Genomic DNA, 21856 nt, shown 5'->3' with positions numbered 1-21856 from the left:
GTGCGCTGCTTTCAGCTCATGGCCAGTGCCCCGCACCACTGGGGCAGCTGGTTTTCCTGCGTGGGAGCAAAGTATTCGCTGGTCATGGGCTTGGGGCGGGCGATGGCGTAGCCCTGGACATAGTCCACGCCCATGCTCATGAGTTCCTCGGCGATTTCGCGGCTTTCGACGAACTCGGCAACCGTTTTTTTGCCCAGGGTCTGGCCGATGCGATTGATCATCTCCACCATGGCGTGATCGCCCTTGTCCTTGAGCATGTCGCGCACAAAGCCGCCATCGATCTTGAGGTAGTCGACGGGCAGCTGCTTCAGATAGGTCAGCGACGACATGCCGACACCGAAATCATCGAGGGCAAAGCGGCAGCCCAGGGCGCGCAGCGCCTGAATCAGCCGCGTGGCATTGCTGAGGTTGCCGATGGCGCTGGTTTCGGTGATTTCAAAGCACAGCTTCTGCGCTGCAATTGCGTGCAGCTGCAGCTGCTCCTTGACGAACTCCAGCAGGCCGTCGTCGTCCAGGCTGGGGCCGGAGAGATTGATGGCGCAGGTTTCCACCAGCTTGGCATGTCCTGGCTGCTGGGCCAGCGTCTGCAGAGTCTTGGAGATCACCCAGCGATCTAGCGAGGGCATCAGTCCGTAGCGCTCCGCGGCGGGGATGAAATGGCCGGGCGCCAGTATCTGTCCGTTTTCGTCGCGCAGGCGCAGCAGGACCTCGAAGTGCATGCCGCCATGCTTGCCGCTCTTGCTGTGCTGCAGCGGTGCAATGCTCTGGGCATACAGGCAAAAGCGCTCTTCGTCCAAGGCGGTGCGAATGCGCGTAGCCCATTCCATCTCGCTGACATAGCGGCTGTAGATTCCATCCTCGGCCTTGTAGAAAAAGACCTTGTTGCGCCCACGCTCCTTGGCCTGGTAGCAGGCCATATCGACCATGCGCAGCAGGTCGGAGGCATTCACCGCATCGCCCGGAACATGCACGGCGCCGATGGAAAAGCCGGTGCGCAATATCTTCTCTCCCCATGTGGTTTGCAATTGCTGGGCTGCCAGGCGCAGCTTCTCGGCAATGCTTGCCACATTGGAGGGGGGGCAGTTTTCCAGCAGCACGGCAAACTCATCGCCGCCCATGCGTGCCAGGCAATCGGTTTCGCGCAGATTGGCCTGCAGCATGCGCGAGACTTCGCACAGCACCTCGTCGCCGGCGGCATGGCCGCTGGTTTCGTTGATGAGCTTGAACTGGTCAAGGTCGATGTAGAGCAGGGCATAGGGCTTGACCTGATGCAGGCCCTGGGTCAGCATTTTTTGCAGGCGTCGCTCGAATTCGCCGCGGTTTTCCAGCCCAGTCAGCGTGTCGTGGCGCGCGTTCCAGGAGATCTGATCCATGTATTGCTGCTCGCGCGATACATCGCGCAGCACGAAGACGGCGCCCGATGTCTGACCCTCGCGCTGCATGGCGGAGCCCAGCACCTTGACCGGCACGATGCTGTGGTCGGTGCGGCGCACCCAGTGCGTTTGCTCGTCACGCACGACGGTGCTTTCCTTGGTTTCGCTGACCAGCTGGGCGAGCAGGCCTTCGCTGGTGATGGAGGCGTCCATGGTGTAGAACTGCAGCACCTGCTTGATGGGCTTGTCCAGATAGTTTTGCTTTTGCAGACCCAACAAGCCGATGGCGGCCGGGTTGACGTAGTTGATCAGGCCCTTGGCATTGGTTGTGATGACCGCATCGCTGAGCGCTGCGAGCGTGGTTTCCGCGCGCTCTTTCTCGCTGTTCAGGCCTTCCTGAACCTGCTCTCGCAGCAGGATCAGCCGCCAGGTGTTCCAGACCCACAGGCTCACCAGTCCGATAGCCAGGGCACCGTTGAGCGCGAGCAGCAGCCAGACGATGTTGCGTGAGCTTTGGCCCAGAGAGTCGCTGAAGGCTCGGGTCAGGGCCGTCACGCCCTGGTTGATCAGGTCGATCTCGCGCTTCCAGGTGGCAATGTTTTCGCGGCTGATATTGCCCACTTCGTAGCCGCGCCGGATTTCCTGGGCCAGGGTGTCCAGCTGATTCAGATATTCGTCGCCCAGCTTCCAGTAGGCCACGGGCTCCTGCACCCAGCTGAAGTAGCGGAACGTGCGCAGCAGCCAGATCAGGGAGCTGACGTCATCGGGGTGGTTCTGGCCTTGTTCTATGCCTTTGCGCGCCAGGTCCAGGCGCAGTGGCTTGTCGTAGAGGGCGATGCGTGCCTCGGCATCCCCGCGGGGCACCTGCAGGGCCCGCTGGTAGTGGGCGAAGTCCACCGGGTTGCCTTCGTCGGCATAGCGGGACAGCGAGTAGATCGCATCCTTCTGGGCCTTGGACCAGAGGCTTTCTCCGTTGACGAAGGCGCGCACGGCCGAGAGCAGGTACAGGCTGCAGCTGGCACTGAGCAGCAGAATCAGTGCCAGGAGCGCAAAAGCCCAGACACGCTGCAGCAATTGTTGAGACTTCAGTGCGGGGCTCAAAGATGCCTTCATGACGCCTCATCCAGTAAATAGACTGTAGAAGCATGGGCTCAGGCATCCACAAGGCGCACGGGGGTACGAAACAGCCAGCAGGCGCCATGCCCGTTGGCGATCAGAACTCCGTCGCGATGCCCGCTCTCATGCTCGACCTTTCACAGCATTGCGTAGGAGATATGTCAGGTCACACGCAATTTGTATTCATTGGTAATTTTTGGCCTGCAGACGTGAGCGTGGCGTCAGACAACTTCCTCTGTCCCTCGACGACAGAGCGGTGATTTCTGTGAGAAAGTGGGTAGCCAGTCTGGCAGCTCAGATCAGGTCTATGCAGTGCACCTGCGGCTGCTCCAGCACGCCGGCCCTGCGGTCGGCAAAGAAGCGCTCCAGAGTGAGCTTGACGGTGCGAAACGCGATTTCTTCCCAGGGGATGTCGGCCTCGGCAAACAGCTGGGCCTCCATGGTCTCGGGGCCGGGGTAGAGCTGGGTGCTCCTGAGGCGGGCCAGATAGAAGAGGTGGACCTGTCCCACCTGGGGCACGTTGATGAGGCTGAACAGCCTGCCCAGTTCGATGTCGGCTCCGGCTTCCTCGTCGGTTTCGCGCTGGGCTCCGCGGCTGGTGGTCTCGGCCAGTTCCATGAAGCCCGCGGGCAGCGTCCACTTGCCGCGGCGCGGTTCGATATTGCGCTTGCACAGCAGCACGCGCCCGTCGTCCGTCACGGGCAGGGTGCCGACCACATTGAGCGGGTTTTCATAGTGGATGGTGTGGCAGGCCGGGCAAACGGCACGTTCGCGTGTGTCCCCATCGTCAGGAACGCGGTAGGTGACTGCGGTGCCGCATTCGCGGCAGAACTTGATGGGGCTGCGAAAAATCATTCCGCAACTATAAGCAAATCAGGCCGCAGGCGCAGGCCCGACATGTGCAAATAGCTATGAAAAAGGGAGTCACACCCTGATGCCGGTGTGACTCCCCTGGAGCTTGGTTGGCGCTAAATGCTTGTGCGCCAACGGTTTTCAGGCAATCTGGATCCTGATGGCCTCAAGTCCGGTGATGGCGCCTTCCAGCACATCGCCCTTGACCACGGCGGCCACGCCTTCGGGAGTGCCGGTCATGATCAGGTCGCCGGGCTGCAGCTCCCAGGCGCTGGACAGATGTTCGATGGTCTCGGCGATGTTCCAGATCAGCTTGTGGATGTGGCTGCGCTGGCGATAGTCGCCATTGACCTGCAGCGAAATCTCGGCGTTGGCGATGTCGCCCGCCTGATCGGCTGGCGTGATGGGACCGATGGGAGCCGATTGCTCGAAAGCCTTGCCGATGCACCAGGGGCGGCCCTGCTTTTTCATCTCGTTTTGCAGATCGCGGCGCGTCATGTCCAGACCCACGGCATAGCCGTAGATGTACTGCAGTGCATCGGCGGCCTTGATGTTCTTGCCGGCCTTGCCGATGGCGACGACCAGCTCGATCTCGTGATGCAGGTTCTGGGTCAGCGTGGGATAGGCCACCTGGCCGGTGCTGCCGGCTTCCAGCGCCACGGTCGCGTCCGCAGGCTTCATGAAGAAGAACGGTGGCTCGCGGCCTGTGAAGCCCATTTCCTTGGCGTGATCCTCATAGTTGCGGCCCACGCAGTAGATGCGGTGAATGGGAAAGCGCTCGCCACGGCCCACAACAGGCAGGCAGGCAACAGCAGGGGGGGGTGAACACGTAACTCATGAGGTCCTCGGCAGGAACAGGCGCTGAAATCAGCAATGGTTGATGTGGCAAGCAGTGTGCCACGGTGCGGGCGCGCCGGCGGCGCGGCGTTCGTCGGCTTTTACGTATTCCGGACCTAGGGAAAATGCCAGTCTGCGCGGCTCGCGCTATGCTGGCGACATCATGAAGCTGCATACCTATTTCCGCTCCTCCGCCTCTTACCGTGTGCGCATTGCGCTGCAACTCAAGGGCCTGCCCTATGACTCCGTACCCGTACATCTGGTGCGCGGCGAGCAAAAGGCTGCGGCCTATGCCTCCCATGTGGGCGATGCCCTGGTGCCCACACTGGTGACGGATGAAGGGCTCTGGCTCACGCAGTCCATGGCCATCATCGAATATCTCGATGAGACCCATGCTCAAACACCATTGCTGCCCGCAGACGCGCTGGGCCGTGCCCATGTGCGGGCACTGGCGCAGATGGTGGCCTGTGAAATCCATCCGCTCAACAATCTGCGCGTGCTCAAGTATCTGGTGCATCAAATGGGGGTCGGCGACGAAGCCAAGAATGGCTGGTATGCGCACTGGGTACGCTCCGGCCTCGAAGCCTTCGAGCGTCAGCTGGCGCTGCTGGATGCCGAACGCAAGGCCGCGGGGCTGGTGCCCTCGACTTTTTGCTGGGGTGACACGCCCACGCTGGCTGAATGCTGCCTGGTGCCGCAGATCTACAACGCCCAGCGCTTCAATGTGAATCTTGATGCGTTGCCGCGCCTGATGGGCGTGGTCGAGCGCTGCAACGCCTTGCCGGCTTTCAAGCAGGCCCATCCTTCGGCCTGTCCGGATGCGGAGTGAAGAGGGCGCCATGAGCGAGAACTACAGGCCGGACCTGTCGAACTCCTGGCCCGACTCCTGGCTGGTTCCTGAATGGCCTGCCTTGCCCGGCGTGCATGCGCTTTGTACCTCGCGCGAGGGCGGCGTCAGTCAGGCCCCCTGGGGGAGCTTGAATCTGGGCGAGCATGTGGGCGACGACCCCGCTCATGTGCGCCGCAACCGTGAACTGTTCAATGCGGCGCTGCAGGCCCGCACGCCTGGTGCCTGTACGGCGTTCTTGCAGCAGGTGCATGGTGTGGGCGTGCTGACGCTGGATGCAGGCAATGTGGCCGAATCCAACGGTGCGGCCTTTGATGCCTGTGTGAGCGACGAGGCAGGCGTGGTCTGCACCATCATGGTGGCGGACTGCCTGCCCGTGTTGCTGGCCCATGATTCGGGGTTGGTCGTGGGAGCGGCCCATGCGGGCTGGCGCGGTCTGGCCGGCATGCCGCCCGGCAGAAAGCCGTCTGACGGGCCCTTGCCCGGCGGTGTGCTGGAGACACTTTTCGAAGCTTTCTGTCGCAAGGTGCAGATGCAGCCATCGCTCTCAGGGGCTGAAACAGAGCGCTCCCGGATTGCTGCGCACAGCCAGGTCTGGCTGGGCCCATGCATAGGCCCCGATTCCTTCGAGGTGGGGGCCGAGGTGCGCGATATCTTTATGGCCCATGACCCTGGTGCTGCGCAGCATTTTGTGCCGGTAGCGGGCAGCAGGGGCAAATATCTGGCCGATCTGGCGCAACTGGCGCGTCAGAGGCTTGCTGCTTTGGGCATTGCTGCAATCTTCGGCAACGATGGCAGCCAGCCCTGGTGCACGGTCAGCAATGCATCACGTTTCTTCTCGCACCGACGCGATGCCGTCCGTCTGGGCAGCAGCGGTCGGTTGGCTGCCAGCATCTGGCGCGACGCCTGAATAGGGGCTAGGCGGCACGTGTCCTGCAGCTAGTGCTTCCTGCTCCTGGCGGGCTTTGAGGCGGCGCTTTCTGGCCGGCGTGCCCAGTATGTAGAGCAGGATGGAAAGCGGCAGCAGACCATAGAGCACAAAGGTGAAAAATGCACCCAGCAGGGTGCCGCCGGGGCTGGCTGCCTCGGCGATCGTCATCATCACGACAACGTACATCCAGGCGATGGCTATAAGGTACATGGTGTCTATCTTAAGAGTCGCCAGGCATGTCGGCAGCACTGTGTTTTGTGTCAAAACAGCTTCATAACGGCGAAATGACGCAGCTTCTTGTCGGAACCGAGTGGCACATAGGTGACAATGCCGCCGTGTGAGCCGTATTGCAGATTCCGCAAGCGTCCCCAGACCCTGAGATCGCCGGTCGCTTGCCTTGACTAGGATGTAAGCATGAATTTTGACCCGAGCTGGGGCCAGGCTGGCCAATCCGTTCAACAATTCTGGCAGGAGCATTGGAGCAAAAGTCTACAGACGCTCCAGCAAATGCAGGCCGGTGCCCCCATGGGGCTCAGCGCCATGCCGGGTCTGGGCGCTGCACCCAACCCCTGGGCCTCCATCACGGAGGCCATGCAGTCGGCCATGCCCCAGGTGGCGGCCGGCTCGGCTCAGACGGTTCAGTTCGATACCCCCAAACTGCAGGGGTTGCAGCAGGAGTATCTCCAGTCCGTGCAGTCGCTTGCGGATGCCAATCAGGTTCAGGCCCTGCTGGCCAGGGACAAGCGCTTCGCCAAGCCCGAATGGAGCGCCAATCCTGTTGCGGCGATGGCCGCAGCCAACTATCTGCTCGGCAGCCGCATGCTGACCGGCATGGCCGAGGCAGTGCAGGGTGACGAGAAAACGCGCAACCGCGTGCGCTTCGCGGTCGAGCAGTGGGTGGCGGCCATGGCGCCCAGCAATTTTCTGGCGCTGAATGCCGATGCGCTCAACAAGGTCGTGGAAACCAAGGGCGAGAGCCTGGCCCAGGGCATTGCCAACCTGCTGGCCGACATGCGTCAAGGTCATGTCTCCATGACCGACGAAAGCCTGTTCACCGTGGGACAGAACGTGGCGACCACCGAAGGCGCGGTGGTTTTCGAGAACGAGCTGTTCCAGCTCATCGAGTACAAGCCGCTGACGGCCAAGGTCTTCGAGAAGCCTTTTCTGATGGTGCCGCCCTGCATCAACAAGTTCTACATCCTGGATCTGCAGCCGGACAACTCGGTCATTCGCTATGCCGTCAGCCAGGGCCATCGCACCTTTGTGGTCAGTTGGCGAAATCCCGACGAAAGCCTGGGCCACAAGACCTGGGACGACTACATCGAAGATGGCGTGCTCAAGGCCGTGAGCACGGTGCAGGACATCTGCGAGGCGCCGCAAATCAATGTGCTGGGCTTTTGCGTGGGCGGCACCATGGTCTCTACGGCCATGGCAGTGCTGGCCGCACGCCACGCCCGCGAGCATGGAGAGCTACCAGCCGCCAGGCCTGCGCGCAGCCGCGCTGCTGCAGCAAAGACCGGCACCAGGACGGCTGCTGCGGTCAAGACGCAGGCCCAGCCATTCCCCGTGGCCAGCATGACGCTGCTGACCACGCTGATCGACTTTCGCGACACCGGCATTCTGGATATCTTCATCGATGAAAACATGGTGCGTCTGCGCGAGATGCAGATGGGCAAGGGCGGGCTGATGAAGGGTCAGGACATGGCGTCCACTTTCAGCTTTCTGCGGCCGAACGATCTGGTCTGGAACTATGTGGTGGGCAACTACCTCAAGGGCGAAACGCCACCGCCCTTCGATCTGCTTTACTGGAACAGTGACTCGACCAATCTGCCCGGCCCGTTCTACGCCTGGTATCTGCGCAATCTCTACCTCGAAAACAATCTGATCAAGCCTGGCGTGCTGACCGTGTGCGGCGAGAAGATCGATATGGGTCAGCTCAAGATGCCGGTCTATATCTACGGCTCGCGCGAGGACCATATCGTCCCTGTCGGCGCGGCCTACGCCTCCTCCCAGGTGCTGGGCGGTGAGCTGCGTTTCGTGATGGGGGCCTCCGGCCATATCGCCGGCGTCATCAATCCTCCGGCCAAGAACAAGCGCAGCCACTGGCTGCGTGAGGATGGCGAGTTTCCAGAGTCGTTCAGCGACTGGCTGGCCGATGCCACGGAGTATCCGGGAAGCTGGTGGACCGACTGGAGCGCCTGGTTGGGCAGCCATGCGGGCAAGCAGCTGGCGGCTCCCAGGAGCTATGGCCGTGCGCGCGCCTATGCTGCCATCGAAGAGGCACCGGGTCGCTACGTTCTGTCAAAAGCCTGAGAGAGGCATGAGGCACAATCAGTTCCATATTGCGGTGCAGCAAACAAGGCTTGCACCGTGATAGGAAGCGTCGGGTGGCACGATGAACAGAATGCGACCCGCACGCATGCATCACTTGTAAGAAACCTAGAAAGGTTCGTCAGCAATGGAAGACATCGTTATCGTTTCCGCCGTGCGTACGGCGGTCGGCAAGTTCGGCGGCTCTCTGGCCAAGATTCCTGCAACCCAGCTGGGTGCGACCGTGATTTCCGAGGCTCTGGCCCGTGCCAAGGTGGGCAAGGACCAGGTCGGTGAAGTCATCATGGGTCAGGTGCTGACGGCAGCGACCGGACAGAACCCTGCACGTCAGGCCATGATGGCGGCCGGCATTGCCAAGGAGACTCCTGCGCTGACGATCAATGCCGTCTGCGGCTCCGGCCTGAAGGCCGTGATGCTGGCGGCTCAGGCCGTGGCAACCGGAGACAGCGAAATCGTGGTTGCCGGCGGTCAGGAAAACATGAGCCTGTCCCCCCATGCCGTACCCAATTCGCGCGACGGCCAGCGCATGGGCGACTGGAAGATGGTGGACACCATGATCGTGGATGGTCTGTGGGATGCCTACAACCAGTACCACATGGGCATCACTGCCGAGAACGTGGCCAAGGAAAAAAGCGTCAGCCGGGCACAGCAGGATGCGCTGGCGCTGGCCAGCCAGCAAAAGGCTGCGGCTGCGCAGGATGCGGGCAAGTTCAAGGACGAAATCGTTCCTGTGAACATTCCCCAGCGCAAGGGAGACCCCATCGTGTTCGACAGCGACGAATACATCAACCGCAAGACCAATGCCGATGTGCTCGCCACCCTCAAGCCCGCTTTCGACAAGGCGGGTTCGGTGACCGCCGGCAATGCCTCGGGTCTGAACGACGGCGCCGCAGCCGTGGTGGTGATGACGGCGGCCAAGGCCAAGGCTCTGGGCCTCAAGCCTCTGGCCAAGATCGTGTCTTATGCCACCAGCGGCCTGGCCCCAGAGGTCATGGGCCTGGGCCCTGTCTATGCCACGCGCAAGGCACTGGATCGCGCCGGCTGGAAGGCTGCCGATGTGGACCTGTTCGAGCTCAACGAAGCCTTTGCCGCACAGGCCTGCGCGGTGAACCAGGATCTGGGCATTGACACCGCCAAGGTCAACGTCAACGGCGGTGCCATCGCCATCGGTCACCCCATTGGTGCATCGGGCTGCCGCATTCTGGTGACGCTGCTGCATGAAATGCAGCGCAGCGGTGCCAAGAAGGGCCTGGCCGGCCTGTGCATAGGCGGTGGCATGGGTGTTGCTATGGCTCTGGAAGCCTGCTGAGGCTTCAGGATTGCAGACTGCTGCGGTGCTCCTGAAGGCCGGGCAGTCTGAGCAGCCTGCTGAAGCCCGCCTCCCATCGACCCTAGGGAAGATCACGAGGTAAACCACGGCGAAAGCGGGTTCATTCGGACCTACTCGATTGCATACTGGCATGGCCAGCGTGCAGGGTGTGTGGCGTTCAAAACGATAAGCAATACCTAAGAGTGTTTATCGTTGATAGGGTGATCGTGAAATAACCATTGATTGACAGGAGAGATGAATGGGTCAGAAAGTAGCGTACGTCACGGGGGGCATGGGCGGTATCGGTACCGCAATCTGCCAGCGTTTGCATAAGGATGGCTTCAAGGTGATCGCGGGTTGCGGACCATCGCGCGACTACCGCAAGTGGCTGGACGAGCAGGCGCAATTGGGTTACACGTTTTATGCCTCGGTTGGCAATGTGGGGGATTGGGAATCCACCGTCGAAGCCTTCAACCAGACCAAGGCAGAGCACGGCAACATCGATGTGCTGGTGAACAACGCGGGTATCACTCGCGACCGAATGTTCGTCAAGATGACGCCGGATGACTGGAAGTCGGTCATCGAAACCAACCTCAACTCCATGTTCAACGTCACCAAGCAGGTGGTGGCAGACATGGTGGAAAAGGGCTGGGGCCGCATCATCAACATCAGCTCGGTCAACGGTGCCAAGGGCCAGGCCGGCCAGACCAACTACTCGGCCGCCAAGGCGGGCATGCATGGCTTCACCATGGCGCTGGCGCAAGAGATGGCCGCCAAGGGAGTGACCGTGAATACGGTCAGCCCGGGCTATATCGGCACCGATATGGTCAAGGCCATTCGTCCCGATGTACTCGAAAAGATCGTGGCGGGCGTGCCCGTCAAGCGTCTGGGCGAGCCTGCAGAGATTGCCTCCATCATCTCCTGGCTGGCTTCGGAAGAGGGCAGCTATTCCACCGGCGCTGACTTTGCGGTCAACGGCGGTCTGCACATGCATTAAGCCTGTTCAGGCATTCAGCAAAAAAGGAGCTCAGGCTCCTTTTTTTCATGCCCCTCGCTTTGCATTGCTCGCCTGCGGCCGGGAAATTCGGTTCAGCAAATGACAAAACCCGCAGAAATCATTCATGCGGGTTTTGAGGAAGGGGAGCCACTTCAGAGAGCGGCAGGTCAAGCGCGGGGCAGCAAGGCTTGTGGGTTCTTTGGCCTATCAGTGCCGACTGCCCGGGCACCTGGCTGCAACACACTGCGCTTTGGTCTGCACAGTGCTGCGCGGCGAGCGCTTAGCGCTTGCGATCGCGTTCGTCTTCGGGCCAGATGGACATGATGTTCGTGGTTTGCATGGGAATCTCTCCTGTATGTCTGTTTAACGTCTGACAGATTCAGCTCGTTGACAGCTTTTTGGAAATTTTTTGCCTGTTCTTTTATCCAGTGATCATCAGGCTGCGAATGCAGGGGTACGCTTGCGATCGCGCTCGTCCCAAGGCCAGGCCATCAGAGACATAGCTGCTGCTGCCTTTACAGGCTGGGCTTTGGCGGTGTCGGTAACAGTGGTGGTCATTGCAGTTCACTCCTTTGCGTGTTCAACGCCTGGCCTGAACTGCAGGTTGACAAGAAGCTGAATCAACCGCGCAAGAAAATGCAACTCACGTTTGCTGATGTTGTAAGCGGCTACTGAATCTATTCAAAATGAATAGCGCCCTGCCAATGCTGGGCAAGGGCAGGGCGGCTTTACGGTCTCAGCAGGTTTCGGTGGACAGGGCTTCGATCTGCTCCGAAAGCTCCAGCCAGCGCTCCTCCAATTGATCGATTTCGGCGTTGACGGCGCTCAGCTGCTTGCCGGCTTCAACGATATCGCCGCCCGACAGGCCAGGCGTGGCCAGCTTGGCTTCGAGAGTGCCGCGCTCTGCATTGAGCTTGGGCAGCGTCTTGTCGATCTGTTCCAGCTCTTTCTTGAAAGGCTTGGTCTTTTCGGCCAGTTGCTGGCGAGCTGCAGCAGCCAGGCGTCGGGCTTCCTTAGGGTCAGCTGCGTCAGTGATTGCTTCTGTTTTCGGAGCGTCTGGCACTTTTGTAGCGAGGGCTTCAGGCGTATTTGGTTTGAACTCTTCCGGAGCCTGCACCGCTGGCGTGCTTGCGGCCTGCTGTTCGGCATTGCGTGCTTCCTCACGCAGGCGCTTGGACTCTTCCAGAAGATAGCGCTGGTAGTCGTCCAGGTCGCCATCGAAGGGGCCGACAACGCCGCGGCCCACCATCCAGAAGTCTTCACATACGGCGCGCAGCAGGTGGCGGTCATGGGAGACCAGCATCACGGTGCCGTCGAAGTCGTTGAGCGCCATGGCCAGCGCTTCGCGGGTGGCCAGGTCCAGGTGGTTGGTAGGTTCGTCCAGCAGCAGCAGATTGGGGCGTTGCCAGACGATCATGGCCAGCACCAGCCGGGCTTTTTCGCCGCCGCTCATGCTGCCCACGGACTGTTTGACCATGTCGCCGCTGAAGTTGAAAGTGCCCAGCCAGTTGCGCAAGTCCTGTTCACGGCTGGCGGCAGGTGCGGCAGCGCCGAGTTCCCTGGCCAGGCGGATCATGTGCTCCAGCGGGTTCTCGCTGGGGCGCAGCACGTCCAGCTCCTGCTGGGCAAAGTAGCCGATATTGAGGCCTTTGCCTTCGGTGACGGTACCGGCCAGCGCCTTCATCTCGCGGGCGATGGTCTTGACCAGGGTCGATTTACCCTGGCCGTTGGCTCCCAGAATGCCGATGCGCTGGCCTGCCAGTACGGAGCGGTTGACGCCCCGCAAGATGGTGGTCTGCCTGCCGTCCTCGTCTTCATAGCCGAAGCTGGCGTCGGAAATCGCCAGCATCGGGTTGGGCAGGTTGGCAGGTTCCTTGAATTCGAAGGTGAACTCGGCTTCGGCCAGGACCGGCCCGATCTTTTCCATGCGCTCCAGCTGCTTGACCCGGCTTTGTGCCTGCTTGGCCTTGCTGGCCTTGGCCTTGAAGCGGTCAATGAACTTCTGCAGGTGAGCCATTTTTTCCTGCTGCTTGGCAAAGCTGGCCGCTTGCAGCTCCAGCTGCTGGGCGCGCAGCTCTTCAAAGCGCGAGTAGTTGCCGCCGTAGCGGTTGATCTGCCCGCCCTGAATCTGCAGTGTGACGTTGGTGATGGCGTCCAGGAATTCGCGGTCATGGCTGATGACGATCATCGTGCCGCTATAGCGCTTGAGCCAGGCCTCCAGCCAGACCAGGGCATCCAGATCCAAGTGGTTGGTGGGTTCATCCAGCAGCAGCAGATCGCTGGGAGCCATCAGTGCGCGGGCCAGCTGCAGACGCATGCGCCAGCCGCCCGAGAAGCTGTTGACGGGGTGATCCAGTTCGGAAACCTTGAAGCCCAGACCCAGAATCAAGGCTTGTGCGCGCGATTCTGCATCATGTGCACCGGCATCGGCCAGATCCACATAGGCCTGGGCGATCTCCATGCCATCGCCGCAAGCTTCGGCTGCAGCCAGCTGGGCGTTCAGCTCGGCCAGGCGCGTGTCGCCATCCAGTACGAACCGGGTGGCAGATTCGTCGGTTTCCGGCATGTGCTGGGCCACCTGTGCCATGCGCCACTGAGGAGGGATGAAAAAATCACCGCCGTCTTCGCTGATGCTGCCATTGAGCAGGGCAAACAGGCTGGACTTGCCGGCACCGTTGCGGCCGACAAGGCCGACGGACTCTCCCGGGTTGATGGTGGTGCTGACTTGGTCGAGCAGGACTTTGGTGCCGCGGCGCAGCGTGATGTTCTTGAGACTGATCATGACTGGAGCCGATTATCCGCGAATGCCCGCAGCCTCAGGAGCATGCGGGAATGAGCAGGCGGCAGCGGCGCCCCGGGTACGGCGGCTCAGTCGGAGTCGTCATACCGCTTGAAGGCCTATGCGCTTCATCATGGTTTCGGTGAATTTCAGCTCATGCTCGAACGCCTGGGTGTAGGCAGCGGAGTCCAGAATCTGCACCTTGCCGCCATCCATCTCAAGCAGCTGGCGCACCTTGGGCTGGCTCAGCACCGCATCCATGGCATTGCGCAGCCTGGTGGTGATGGCTTGCGGCGTGTCCCTGGGCACCGAAAGGCCGCCCCAGGAGCTCAGATGCACGTTCTTCACGCCGGTTTCCTCCAGCGTGGGGACCTGGGGCAGCTTGTCATTGCGTTGCTCGCCGGCGACTGCCAGCGGGATCAGCCTGCCCGCCTGCACATGGGGGTAGGCGACGGAAAAGATAGGTGCCGCAAACACCACCTGCTGGCCCAGCACTGCGTTGACCAGATCGGATGCCCCCTTGTAAGGCACATGCGTGGCCTTGATCTGCAGCGCCGAGAGCAGCAGCTCCACGCCCAGGTGCGACGGCGTGCCCACGCCGCCAGAGGCGTAGTCGATATCGCGGGATCTGCTGGCGGCGATCAGGTCGGCCAGGCTGCGCAGTCCGGAGCCAGGGTGGACCACGAGCAGAATGTCCGAGCGGGACATGCCCATCACATGCCGGAAATCCTTGAACACCTCAAAGCCCGGGTTTTTGTACATGCGCATCGCGGCTGCCATGGGCGAGCCTGAATACAGCAGCGTGTAGCCGTCTGCGGCAGCGCGGGCGACCTGGCGCGCACCGATGTTGCCGCCTGCGCCGGGGCGGTTTTCGATCACCACAGGCTGGCCCAGCTGCTGACCCAGCGCCTCGGAGACGATGCGCGCGGCATTGTCCGGACCGGTACCTGCCATATAGGGAACCACCCATTTGATGGGGCGGCTGGGCCAGCTCTGGGCCTGGGCGGCCAGACCGACAGCACCCAGGCCTGCGGCGCCCAGATGGGCGCCAGCGATTCGCAGCCACTGGCGGCGCTCGCTGTTGCTGGCTGAGAGGTTCAAGGGTTGCGTGCTCATTTTGTCTCCTGTTTTTATCGCTAATTGGTTATGTCTCGTCAGGGCGTAAGCAGTTCCTTGGCGATGGTGTTGCGCTGGATTTCGCTGGTGCCGGTGAGCACACGGTACATGCGCAGCATGCGGAACAGAAATTCGACGCGACGGCCCTGGACAATGCCTTCACCGCCGTGGATCTGCACAGCACGATCGGCGATGGCAAAGGCTTTTTCCGAGCAAAACAGCTTGCTCATCGAGGCCTGGGCGCGTGCATCAATGCCTGCATCCAGCGCGCGGGCGGTCTGGATCATCAGCGCGCGGGCGGCTGTCCAGTCGGTGGCCATATCGGCAAGCATGTGCTGTATGGACTGGAACTGGGCAATGCTGCGGTCGAACTGCCGGCGGCTCAGCGCATAGTCGCGCGCATCGCGCAGCGCGCACTGAGCCAGACCTAGCATGGCGGGGCAGTGCAGCAGCCGGTTGACGGTAATGCGCCCCAGCGCAAGGCCCAGGCCGCGGCCTGGCTCGCCAATCAGCTGCGCCACGGGCACGCGCACGGCGTTCAGATGAATATCGCCGGTGTGCGACTGCCCGGCCATGGTCTTGTAGCCGCCGACCACTTCCACGCCGGGGGCGGCCAGGTCCACAAAGAAGGCGCTGATCTCCCGTTCGGCGCTGCCCTCGGGGGCGGTGGAGGCCATGAGCACGGCAAAGTCGGCAAACGGCGATCCCGAAATAAAGCGCTTGCGACCGGTCAGCACATAGTGCTCGCCTTCGCGCACGGCCCTGGTTTGCAGAGCGCCTGCATCGGATCCCGCCTGGGATTCTGTCAGCGCAAAGCAGATGGCTTTTTCGGCGCGCGCCACGGGTGCGATGAACTGCTCCATCTGAAAAGGCGTGGCCTTGCGCACCAGAGAGCCGATACGCGGCGGGCCGCTCAGCTCGCCCAGCACATGGGGGGCGAACGGTGAGCCACTGGCATAGATGGCTTCCTTGATCAGCACCTGGTCCAGCACCGAGAGCTCTTCGCCGCCCATGGCGCGGGGCAGCGTCATGCCGTAGAAGCCCAGCTCGCGCGAACGCTTCCAGACCTGTCGCAGCAACTCCTTGCTGGCGCTGTTGTCATGGCTGATGCCGTGCTTTTGGGTCAGCTCTGCGAGCTCGCCATGCAGGAAATCCTGCAGGGCTGCAATCAGCTCGGCAGCGCGCGGCGAGCCCTCAAACGGCATGGCAAGCAAGGCAGAGCTCGGGGATACGGCTTGCATGGTGTCTTTGGCATTCATCTCAGTTCACCTTTCGGATGTGGTTGGCCCAGTAGGGCGCTTGTACGGTCTTGCGCATGACCTTGCCATTCGGGTTCTTGGGCAGCTGCTGCACAAACTCGATATGGCGCGGGCGCTTGAAACCGCCCAGGCGATCGGCGCAGAAGCGGTCGATGGCCTCGTTGATTCCCGTGTCACCGGGTGTCTGCCCCTGCTTGAGCACGATGTGGGCAGCCACGGCTTCACCCCATTTGTCGTCGGGTATGGCAAACACACAGGCGTCTTGCACCGCCGCATGTTCATGGAGCACGGCCTCCACTTCGGACGGATAGACATTGAAGCCGCCCGAAATCACCATGTCTTTCTTGCGATCCACGATGTAGACAAAGCCATGTTCGTCCACACGTGCCAGGTCGCCGGTGTGATAGCGGCCGTTCTTGAGCACCTCGGCTGTCAGTTCGGGGGCACGCCAGTAGCCGGCAAACACGTCGGCCCCGCTGACCACGATCTCTCCCACCTCACCCTGGGGTAGCGGCCGGCCTTCGTCATCCACCACTTCCACGCAGGACTCGAGAAAAGGCCGCCCGCAGGAGGACAGCAGCTCGGGCCTGGCGGCGCGGGCATAAAGATGGTCTTGCACGGTAAGTGCGCAGACGCCCGAGGTGGTTTCTCCCGCGCCGTAGCCCTGGCTGAGCACGGGCCCGAATACATCCATGGCCTGCAGAATGCGAGTCGGTGCCATGGGGGCGGCGCCGTAGCCCAGGCGCAGCAGATCGGGCAGGGGACGGTATCGGCCTGCGGTCTCTGCCAGCAGCATATTGATCATGGTCGGCACCATGAATGTGTGGGTCACGCGCAGGCTGCGCATGTCCTGCAGAAAGCGCGCAGGCTCGAAGCTGCTGAAAAGGTGGATGGTGGCGCCTGTGCACAGGGCCGGCATCAGCTGCATGCCCGAGGCATGGGTGACAGGGCCTACCAGACCCAGGGTATGACCAGGCTGCATCCCTTCGCCGCGCATCAGGAACTTGCGCAGCTGGGCCAGGCGGTTGCCGAAGGTCTGCATGGCGGCCTTGAGCGTGCCCGAAGAGCCAGAGGTGTAGTGCAGCACGGCCACTTCGTGTTCATGCACGGATACCGATGAAAATTGGTCTGAAGCCCTTTCCAGCAAGCGCTCATAGCTATTATTTTCATTGTCACCCAACAGTATCAGCCGAACCTGCGGCTTGCGTAGCTGGGCGCGAAAGCTCTCGGCACGTTCCGCCGTGGTGACGATGAGGGCTGCATCGCTGTTGTCGGCTATCTCGATCACTTCACGGGGCGACAGGCGGGCGTTGAACGGTGCCTTGACCAGACCGGCCTTGTAGCAGGCCAGCTCGATTTCGACGATTTCGGTGCAGTTGGGCAGGTAGATGCCCACGCGGTCGCCACGCTGCAGACCCTGAGCCAGCAAGGCATTGGCCAGGCGGTTGCTGCGCTGCTCCAGCGCGGTATAGCTGAGGCTTTTGCTGGCGCTGGTCACCGCGAGGTGGTCGGCATACAGACGGCAGCAGCGCGCAACGAGTGCACCGACATTGGATATAGGAGCGCCCGGCACAGGGGCGGTAGGGACGCCGGGCATATGGGCCGCGGGCAAAGCAGTGGTCATGGGCAAGTCCTTGTTGAAGCAGCGTCGCACCGGTGTGCGGCATCTGCTCGGACTGTCCCAAAACGAAGGAGATCAAGGAAATACCGTTTGCTTATCCATCCTCATCAATATTTTTGATGGCTTGGAATATCAATGACTTGTGCCCCACGTGCCTGGTTGCAGGGTGCTGTGCTGCGGGTTTGTCCCGTGCCAGGAGCACAGCTGACAGTTGGCCGCTGCATTTGCCGTGTTCACCGTGCTTGGCTGCGCTTTATGCCTCAGCGTAGTCCCAGTGGGCTGGCCAGCGGCCCTCGCCGATCATGGCCTCGACCTGCCGCAGAACGGCGTCCTGAACCACCTGTACCGCAGCGTCGTGGGTGCGTCCGGGCTGGCGTGCCAGATAGTAGCGTCGTTGCAGGTCGGGGTTGCAGACTCTGGCCACGATCCAGGCGCTGCCGGCGTTCTGGGGAAGGGGGTTCTCTGCCACCGAGCAGGCGGGGCTGAAGGTAAAGCCCCCGCCGCATTGATAGAGCGATCGAATGACACGGGCAGAGTCATGCTCGTGCACGATGTTTAGACCGAGCTGCAGATCGCTGGCGGCTTGCTCCACCGTCTGGCGTATGGAAAAGCGCCGTGACTGCAACACCAGTGGCTGTGCCGCAGCATGGGCAAAGTCCAGGCAGGGAGTGTTTTCTGCGGTGCTGTGTCGATAGAGCAGGGGTGCGACCTTGCCCAGTGCGTCATGGCCGCAGAAATAGATGGGCTCGGTGGCCATGGGCTGCACCTGCAGGCCCTGCAGACTGGCTGTGTCCACCAGAACGCCCAGATCGGCACGACGCTCCAGCATGGCTTTTTGCACCATCAGGCTGGAGTCGTCGAGCACAAACACCCGTATTCGCGGGTGGCTCTGGCGAAGACCGGCAATCACCGGTCCCATGAGAAGTCCGGTCAGCAGGAACGGCATGGCAATGCTGACCGAGCCTTCCGGCCCCATGGGCAGGCGCTGCAGGCGTTCGCACATGGCGTCGGCATCGGAGAGCAGGCGGCGGGCATCCTCGTACAGCCGGCTGCCCGCTGGCGTGGCCGTGACTCCCGCGTGGGTCCGCTCCAGCAACTGGATGCCGAGCTCGGACTCCAGCTTCTTGATCTGCGCGGTCAGTGCCGGCTGGGCCACATAGAGGGAATGGGCAGCCCGCGAGATCGAGCCAGCCTCCAGCACGGTGATGAAATAGCGAAGCCCGCGAAGATCCATGATTGCCACTTAAAAAATCAGCTTGAAGGCTGGTGTGAAAGCCTGTAGAAGGCTAATTGAAGAATTGTTAGCCTCCTGTAATGTCGGCGTAATCTGACATGGCGCAAGGGCCAAATGTCGACAAGATGGCATATCTCTAAGTCTGAAGTCCGACATATTCAGTATGTCGGTCCTACAACTGATGCAGCAAAACGTGTCCCTCTCTTCACCTTCAAACACTCCGAGCAGAAACGGCTCTGCCCACTGGCGCATTGAAGACATTGACTTCTCTGCCATCGATCGCCGCGCCATAGAGCACAACCAGGATCTTTTCTTTCTGCTGATGAGCGCCTCGTTCATCGAAACCGGCTCGGATACTTACGCGGCCAACCTCGCGGAGCATTACGCGGCCTGGCCCGAAATCGCGGTCTGGCTCAAGGATCAATGGGAGTTCGAGGAACTGCAACACGGGCGCGCGCTGCGGGCCTATGTGGAGACCGTATGGCCGGAGTTTCCCTGGCAGCAAGCCTACGACAGCTTTTTCGCTGAATATTCGCAGCTGTGCACCATGGAGGAGCTCTACCCCGACCCGCGGCTGGAGATGGTGGCGCGCTGCGTGGTGGAGACCGGCACCACGGCCTACTATCACACCTTGCGCGAGCTCAGCGACGAGCCGGTACTCAGCGAGTTGCTGGGCAATGTCCGCAATGACGAGGTCAACCACTTCAAGCACTTCCTCAAGTATTTCAAGGAGCTGCAGCAGCAGTCGCCCGTGGGCCGTGCGCGCATTGCCAAGGCCCTTTACGGCCGCCTCAAGGAGCTGCGCGAGAGCGATTCGGATATCGCGCTGCGCCATGTCTGGGCGCACAAGGGCCGCTATTTCGCCGATGGCAGCACGCGCTTCGAGGACATGGCCCAGCGCATCTACGAGCTGGTCAGCCGCCGTCTGCCTGCCGACCTGGCCGTGCGCATGTTGCTCAAACCCATGTTGTTGCCGACCAGGGTCGAGGGACTGATACGCACGCCGATCTCGAAGCTGGCCACACGCATCATGGCGTATTGACTTGGCATGCCTGGCGAGCGGCAAAAAGAAAAAGGCCCGGTTCGACCGGGCCTTTTTGGCTGACAGCTTCGGCCTTTATGAGGATAGCGCGTTGTCGGACCAGTGGCGCAGGGCCTCTTCGGTAATCAGCAGCACCTGCTCGTCACCCGAGCTGGTGTCGAGCCAGAACACGGGAAGATCAGGGAAGGCGGCCTCGAAGTACGGCTTTTCATTGCCGATTTCCAGCACCACCACGGCATCCTTGTTCAGGCGCGCAGGCAGATCCTCTAGCAGCTGGCGGATGAAGTCCATGCCGTCGGTGCCGCCGGCCAGGGCCAGCTCGGGTTCGGCCTGGTACTCGGCGGGCAGCTTGCCCATGCTGTCCGAATTCACATAGGGTGGGTTGCACAGCACCAGATCCCAGGGGCCGGGCACCTGGCTCATGCCATTGCTCTCCAGCAGTGTCACGCGATCCTGCAGCCCATGCTTGTCCACATTGATACGTGCGACGGCCAGGGCATCGGTAGAGATATCGGCTCCGGTCACCCGGACTTCGGGATAAGCCATGGCGGCCAGGCAGGCCAGGGAGCCGTTGCCGGTGCACAGATCCAGCACCTGAACGGTCTTGTCGGACAGCCAGCCGTCGATGCTGCCGTCGGCCAGCAGCTCGGCGATGAAGCTGCGCGGCACGATGGAGCGCTCGTCGATGTAGAAGGGTACCCCTACCAGCCAGGCTTCGTTCGTCAAATAGGCGGCGGGCTTGCGGCTGCGGATACGCTCATCAAAAAGCTTAGCTGTCTGCGCTTGTATATCAAGGGAAACAGGCTGATTTGCGACAGATTCCGGAGCGCCTGGAGTGAGCTCGCTGTCCAGGGGCAGGCCCAGCTTCCAGAGCACCAGCCAGGCCGCTTCGTCTTCGGCCGTGGCCGTACCATGACCAAAAGCCACGCCGGCAGCGGTGAGCGCCCGGGTGCCGCTGGCAATCAGTTCGGCAACGGTGTTGCCGGAGATCAGGGTTGTACTGGTAGTGCTCATGCGGTCTGGGTTGCGGTCTGCTGGCGCTGGAGTTGCTCCAGCGTCTTGCGGTAAATGTTCTTCAGCGGCTCGATATCGGCCACGGCAATGTGTTCGTCGATCTTGTGGATGCTGGCATTGGGCGGGCCCATCTCGATGACCTGGGGGCAGATCTGGGCGATGAAGCGACCATCGCTGGTGCCGCCGGTGGTGGACAGCTCGGTATCCAGTCCGGTTTCATCCTTGATGGCGGTCTGCACGGCCTGCACCAGCGTGCCCGGCGTGGTCAAAAAGGGCTGGCCGCCCACAGTCCAGATCAGCGAGTATTCGACCCCGTGACGGTCCAGGATTTCATGCACGCGCTTTTGCAGGGAGTCGGAACTGGACTCGGTGCAGAAACGGAAATTGAAGTCGATCACCACGTGGCCGGGAATGACGTTGCTGGCGCCCGTGCCGCCATGGATATTGCTGATCTGCCAGCTGGTGGGCGGGAAGAAGGCATTGCCCTGGTCCCAGACCGTGGCGGCGAGCTCGGCAAGTGCAGGCAGGGCCTCGTGAATGGGATTGCGTGCCAGCTGCGGATAGGCGATATGGCCTTGTACGCCGTTGACGGTGAGCTTGCCGCTCATGGTGCCGCGGCGGCCGTTCTTGATCATGTCGCCGGTCTGTTTGACCGAGGTGGGCTCGCCCACAATGCACCAGTCCAGGCGTTCGCCGCGTTGGCGTAGCTGCTCGACCACGACCTTGGTGCCGTCGACCGAGGGGCCTTCCTCGTCGCTGGTCAGCAGCAGCGCAATGTCAAAGGCGGGCTCGGGCGTGGCCTGCAGAAACTCTTCCAGCGCCACGACAAAGGCCGCGATGGAGGTCTTCATATCGCTGGCCCCACGGCCATAGAGCTTGCCGTCGCGGTGCATGGGCACAAAAGGCGGGCTGGTCCATTCCTTGAGCGGACCGGGTGGCACCACATCGGTATGGCCGGCAAAGACCAGCACAGATCTATCTGGATTGATAGCGCCTTGCGTAGACTGAGAAAGCGCTGGAGAGCGTTTTGCCCACAGATTCTGTACGCGGAAGTCGGCGGGGCCGCTATCCAGCCGCTCGCAGGCAAAGCCCATGGGCATCAGGGCAGCGGCGAGCAGCTCAAGGCAGCCAGCATCTTCGGGAGTGACGGAGGGCAGGCTGATGAGCTGCTCGGTCAGTTGCAGGGTCCGGGACATGT

17 protein-coding genes and 1 pseudogene are annotated in these 21856 nt (G+C 61.7%); 7 read left to right on the top strand and 11 right to left on the bottom strand.

Annotated elements, in window-relative coordinates; translation table 11 throughout:
- Window positions 1-11: 11 nt before the first annotated feature.
- The 3 genes and pseudogenes from O987_RS14710 to O987_RS14700 form a co-directional block, all read right to left on the bottom strand.
- On the bottom strand, window positions 12-2486 hold the full coding sequence (locus O987_RS14710; protein WP_029158420.1) for a putative bifunctional diguanylate cyclase/phosphodiesterase: 2475 nt from the start codon (window positions 2484-2486) through the stop codon (window positions 12-14).
- A 297-nt stretch (window positions 2487-2783) separates the two neighbouring features.
- Window positions 2784-3344 (bottom strand): NUDIX hydrolase, encoded by a 561-nt coding sequence (locus O987_RS14705; protein ID WP_003054809.1) that lies wholly within the window; start codon window positions 3342-3344, stop codon window positions 2784-2786.
- 138 nt (window positions 3345-3482) lie between these two features.
- Window positions 3483-4179, bottom strand: a pseudogene (locus O987_RS14700) (fumarylacetoacetate hydrolase family protein).
- Between the two features lie 162 nt (window positions 4180-4341).
- On the opposite strand from O987_RS14700, the gene maiA reads away from it, so the two are divergent.
- Both maiA and O987_RS14690 read left to right on the top strand, forming a co-directional pair.
- Window positions 4342-5007, top strand: a complete 666-nt coding sequence (gene maiA / locus O987_RS14695; RefSeq protein ID WP_029158515.1) for a maleylacetoacetate isomerase — start codon at window positions 4342-4344, stop codon at window positions 5005-5007.
- A 10-nt stretch (window positions 5008-5017) separates the two neighbouring features.
- Window positions 5018-5935, top strand: a complete 918-nt coding sequence (locus tag O987_RS14690) for a polyphenol oxidase family protein (RefSeq protein WP_043376502.1) — start codon at window positions 5018-5020, stop codon at window positions 5933-5935.
- On the opposite strand, the gene O987_RS14685 is transcribed toward O987_RS14690, so the two are convergent.
- Window positions 5852-6166, bottom strand: coding sequence for a hypothetical protein (locus O987_RS14685; protein ID WP_003054813.1), 315 nt, complete (start codon window positions 6164-6166; stop codon window positions 5852-5854). The two genes, O987_RS14690 and O987_RS14685, sit on opposite strands and share 84 nt — an antisense overlap.
- A 204-nt stretch (window positions 6167-6370) precedes the next feature.
- On the opposite strand from O987_RS14685, the gene O987_RS14680 reads away from it, so the two are divergent.
- From O987_RS14680 to phbB, 3 genes are all read left to right on the top strand, one after another.
- Complete coding sequence (locus tag O987_RS14680; protein WP_043373111.1) at window positions 6371-8269, top strand: PHA/PHB synthase family protein; 1899 nt, start codon at window positions 6371-6373, stop codon at window positions 8267-8269.
- A gap of 145 nt (window positions 8270-8414) precedes the next feature.
- Window positions 8415-9596 carry an acetyl-CoA C-acetyltransferase gene (locus O987_RS14675; RefSeq protein WP_003054815.1) on the top strand — a complete coding sequence of 394 codons (1182 nt, stop codon included), beginning with the start codon at window positions 8415-8417 and terminating at the stop codon, window positions 9594-9596.
- A gap of 259 nt (window positions 9597-9855) precedes the next feature.
- Window positions 9856-10593: an acetoacetyl-CoA reductase gene (phbB, locus tag O987_RS14670; RefSeq protein ID WP_003054817.1), complete on the top strand. Its 738-nt coding sequence runs from the start codon at window positions 9856-9858 to the stop codon at window positions 10591-10593.
- Between the two features lie 736 nt (window positions 10594-11329).
- On the opposite strand, the gene O987_RS14665 is transcribed toward phbB, so the two are convergent.
- From O987_RS14665 to O987_RS14650, 4 genes are all read right to left on the bottom strand, one after another.
- Window positions 11330-13375 carry an ABC-F family ATP-binding cassette domain-containing protein gene (locus O987_RS14665; protein ID WP_003054821.1) on the bottom strand — a complete coding sequence of 682 codons (2046 nt, stop codon included), beginning with the start codon at window positions 13373-13375 and terminating at the stop codon, window positions 11330-11332.
- 99 nt (window positions 13376-13474) lie between these two features.
- The gene (locus O987_RS14660) at window positions 13475-14488 is read right to left on the bottom strand and encodes a Bug family tripartite tricarboxylate transporter substrate binding protein (protein ID WP_043373108.1); all 1014 of its coding nucleotides are present in this window, start codon (window positions 14486-14488) and stop codon (window positions 13475-13477) included.
- 38 nt (window positions 14489-14526) lie between these two features.
- Window positions 14527-15747 (bottom strand): acyl-CoA dehydrogenase family protein, encoded by a 1221-nt coding sequence (locus O987_RS14655; RefSeq protein ID WP_043373105.1) that lies wholly within the window; start codon window positions 15745-15747, stop codon window positions 14527-14529.
- Between the two features lies 1 nt (window position 15748).
- Window positions 15749-17344, bottom strand: a complete 1596-nt coding sequence (locus tag O987_RS14650) for a class I adenylate-forming enzyme family protein (protein ID WP_043376499.1) — start codon at window positions 17342-17344, stop codon at window positions 15749-15751.
- A gap of 25 nt (window positions 17345-17369) precedes the next feature.
- Between O987_RS14650 and O987_RS29085 the strand changes: the two genes are divergently transcribed.
- Window positions 17370-17507, top strand: coding sequence for a hypothetical protein (locus O987_RS29085; protein ID WP_155496387.1), 138 nt, complete (start codon window positions 17370-17372; stop codon window positions 17505-17507).
- A gap of 114 nt (window positions 17508-17621) precedes the next feature.
- Here O987_RS29085 and O987_RS14645 read toward each other — a convergent pair whose 3' ends face one another.
- Window positions 17622-18602: a LysR family transcriptional regulator gene (locus O987_RS14645; protein ID WP_043373103.1), complete on the bottom strand. Its 981-nt coding sequence runs from the start codon at window positions 18600-18602 to the stop codon at window positions 17622-17624.
- 181 nt (window positions 18603-18783) lie between these two features.
- On the opposite strand from O987_RS14645, the gene O987_RS14640 reads away from it, so the two are divergent.
- Window positions 18784-19644: a ferritin-like domain-containing protein gene (locus O987_RS14640; protein WP_019043980.1), complete on the top strand. Its 861-nt coding sequence runs from the start codon at window positions 18784-18786 to the stop codon at window positions 19642-19644.
- Between the two features lie 75 nt (window positions 19645-19719).
- On the opposite strand, the gene prmB is transcribed toward O987_RS14640, so the two are convergent.
- Both prmB and dapE read right to left on the bottom strand, forming a co-directional pair.
- On the bottom strand, window positions 19720-20658 hold the full coding sequence (gene prmB / locus O987_RS14635) for a 50S ribosomal protein L3 N(5)-glutamine methyltransferase (RefSeq protein WP_043373100.1): 939 nt from the start codon (window positions 20656-20658) through the stop codon (window positions 19720-19722).
- Complete coding sequence (dapE, locus tag O987_RS14630; protein WP_043373097.1) at window positions 20655-21854, bottom strand: succinyl-diaminopimelate desuccinylase; 1200 nt, start codon at window positions 21852-21854, stop codon at window positions 20655-20657. Before dapE ends, prmB begins: the two co-directional genes overlap by 4 nt.
- Between the last annotated feature and the right edge of the window lie 2 nt (window positions 21855-21856).

It is taken from the genome of Comamonas testosteroni TK102, from assembly GCF_000739375.1.
GTDB lineage: Bacteria > Pseudomonadota > Gammaproteobacteria > Burkholderiales > Burkholderiaceae_C > Comamonas > Comamonas brasiliensis.
The sequence above is the reverse complement of the archived record's forward strand: the minus strand, read 5'-3'. Positions and strand labels throughout refer to the sequence as shown.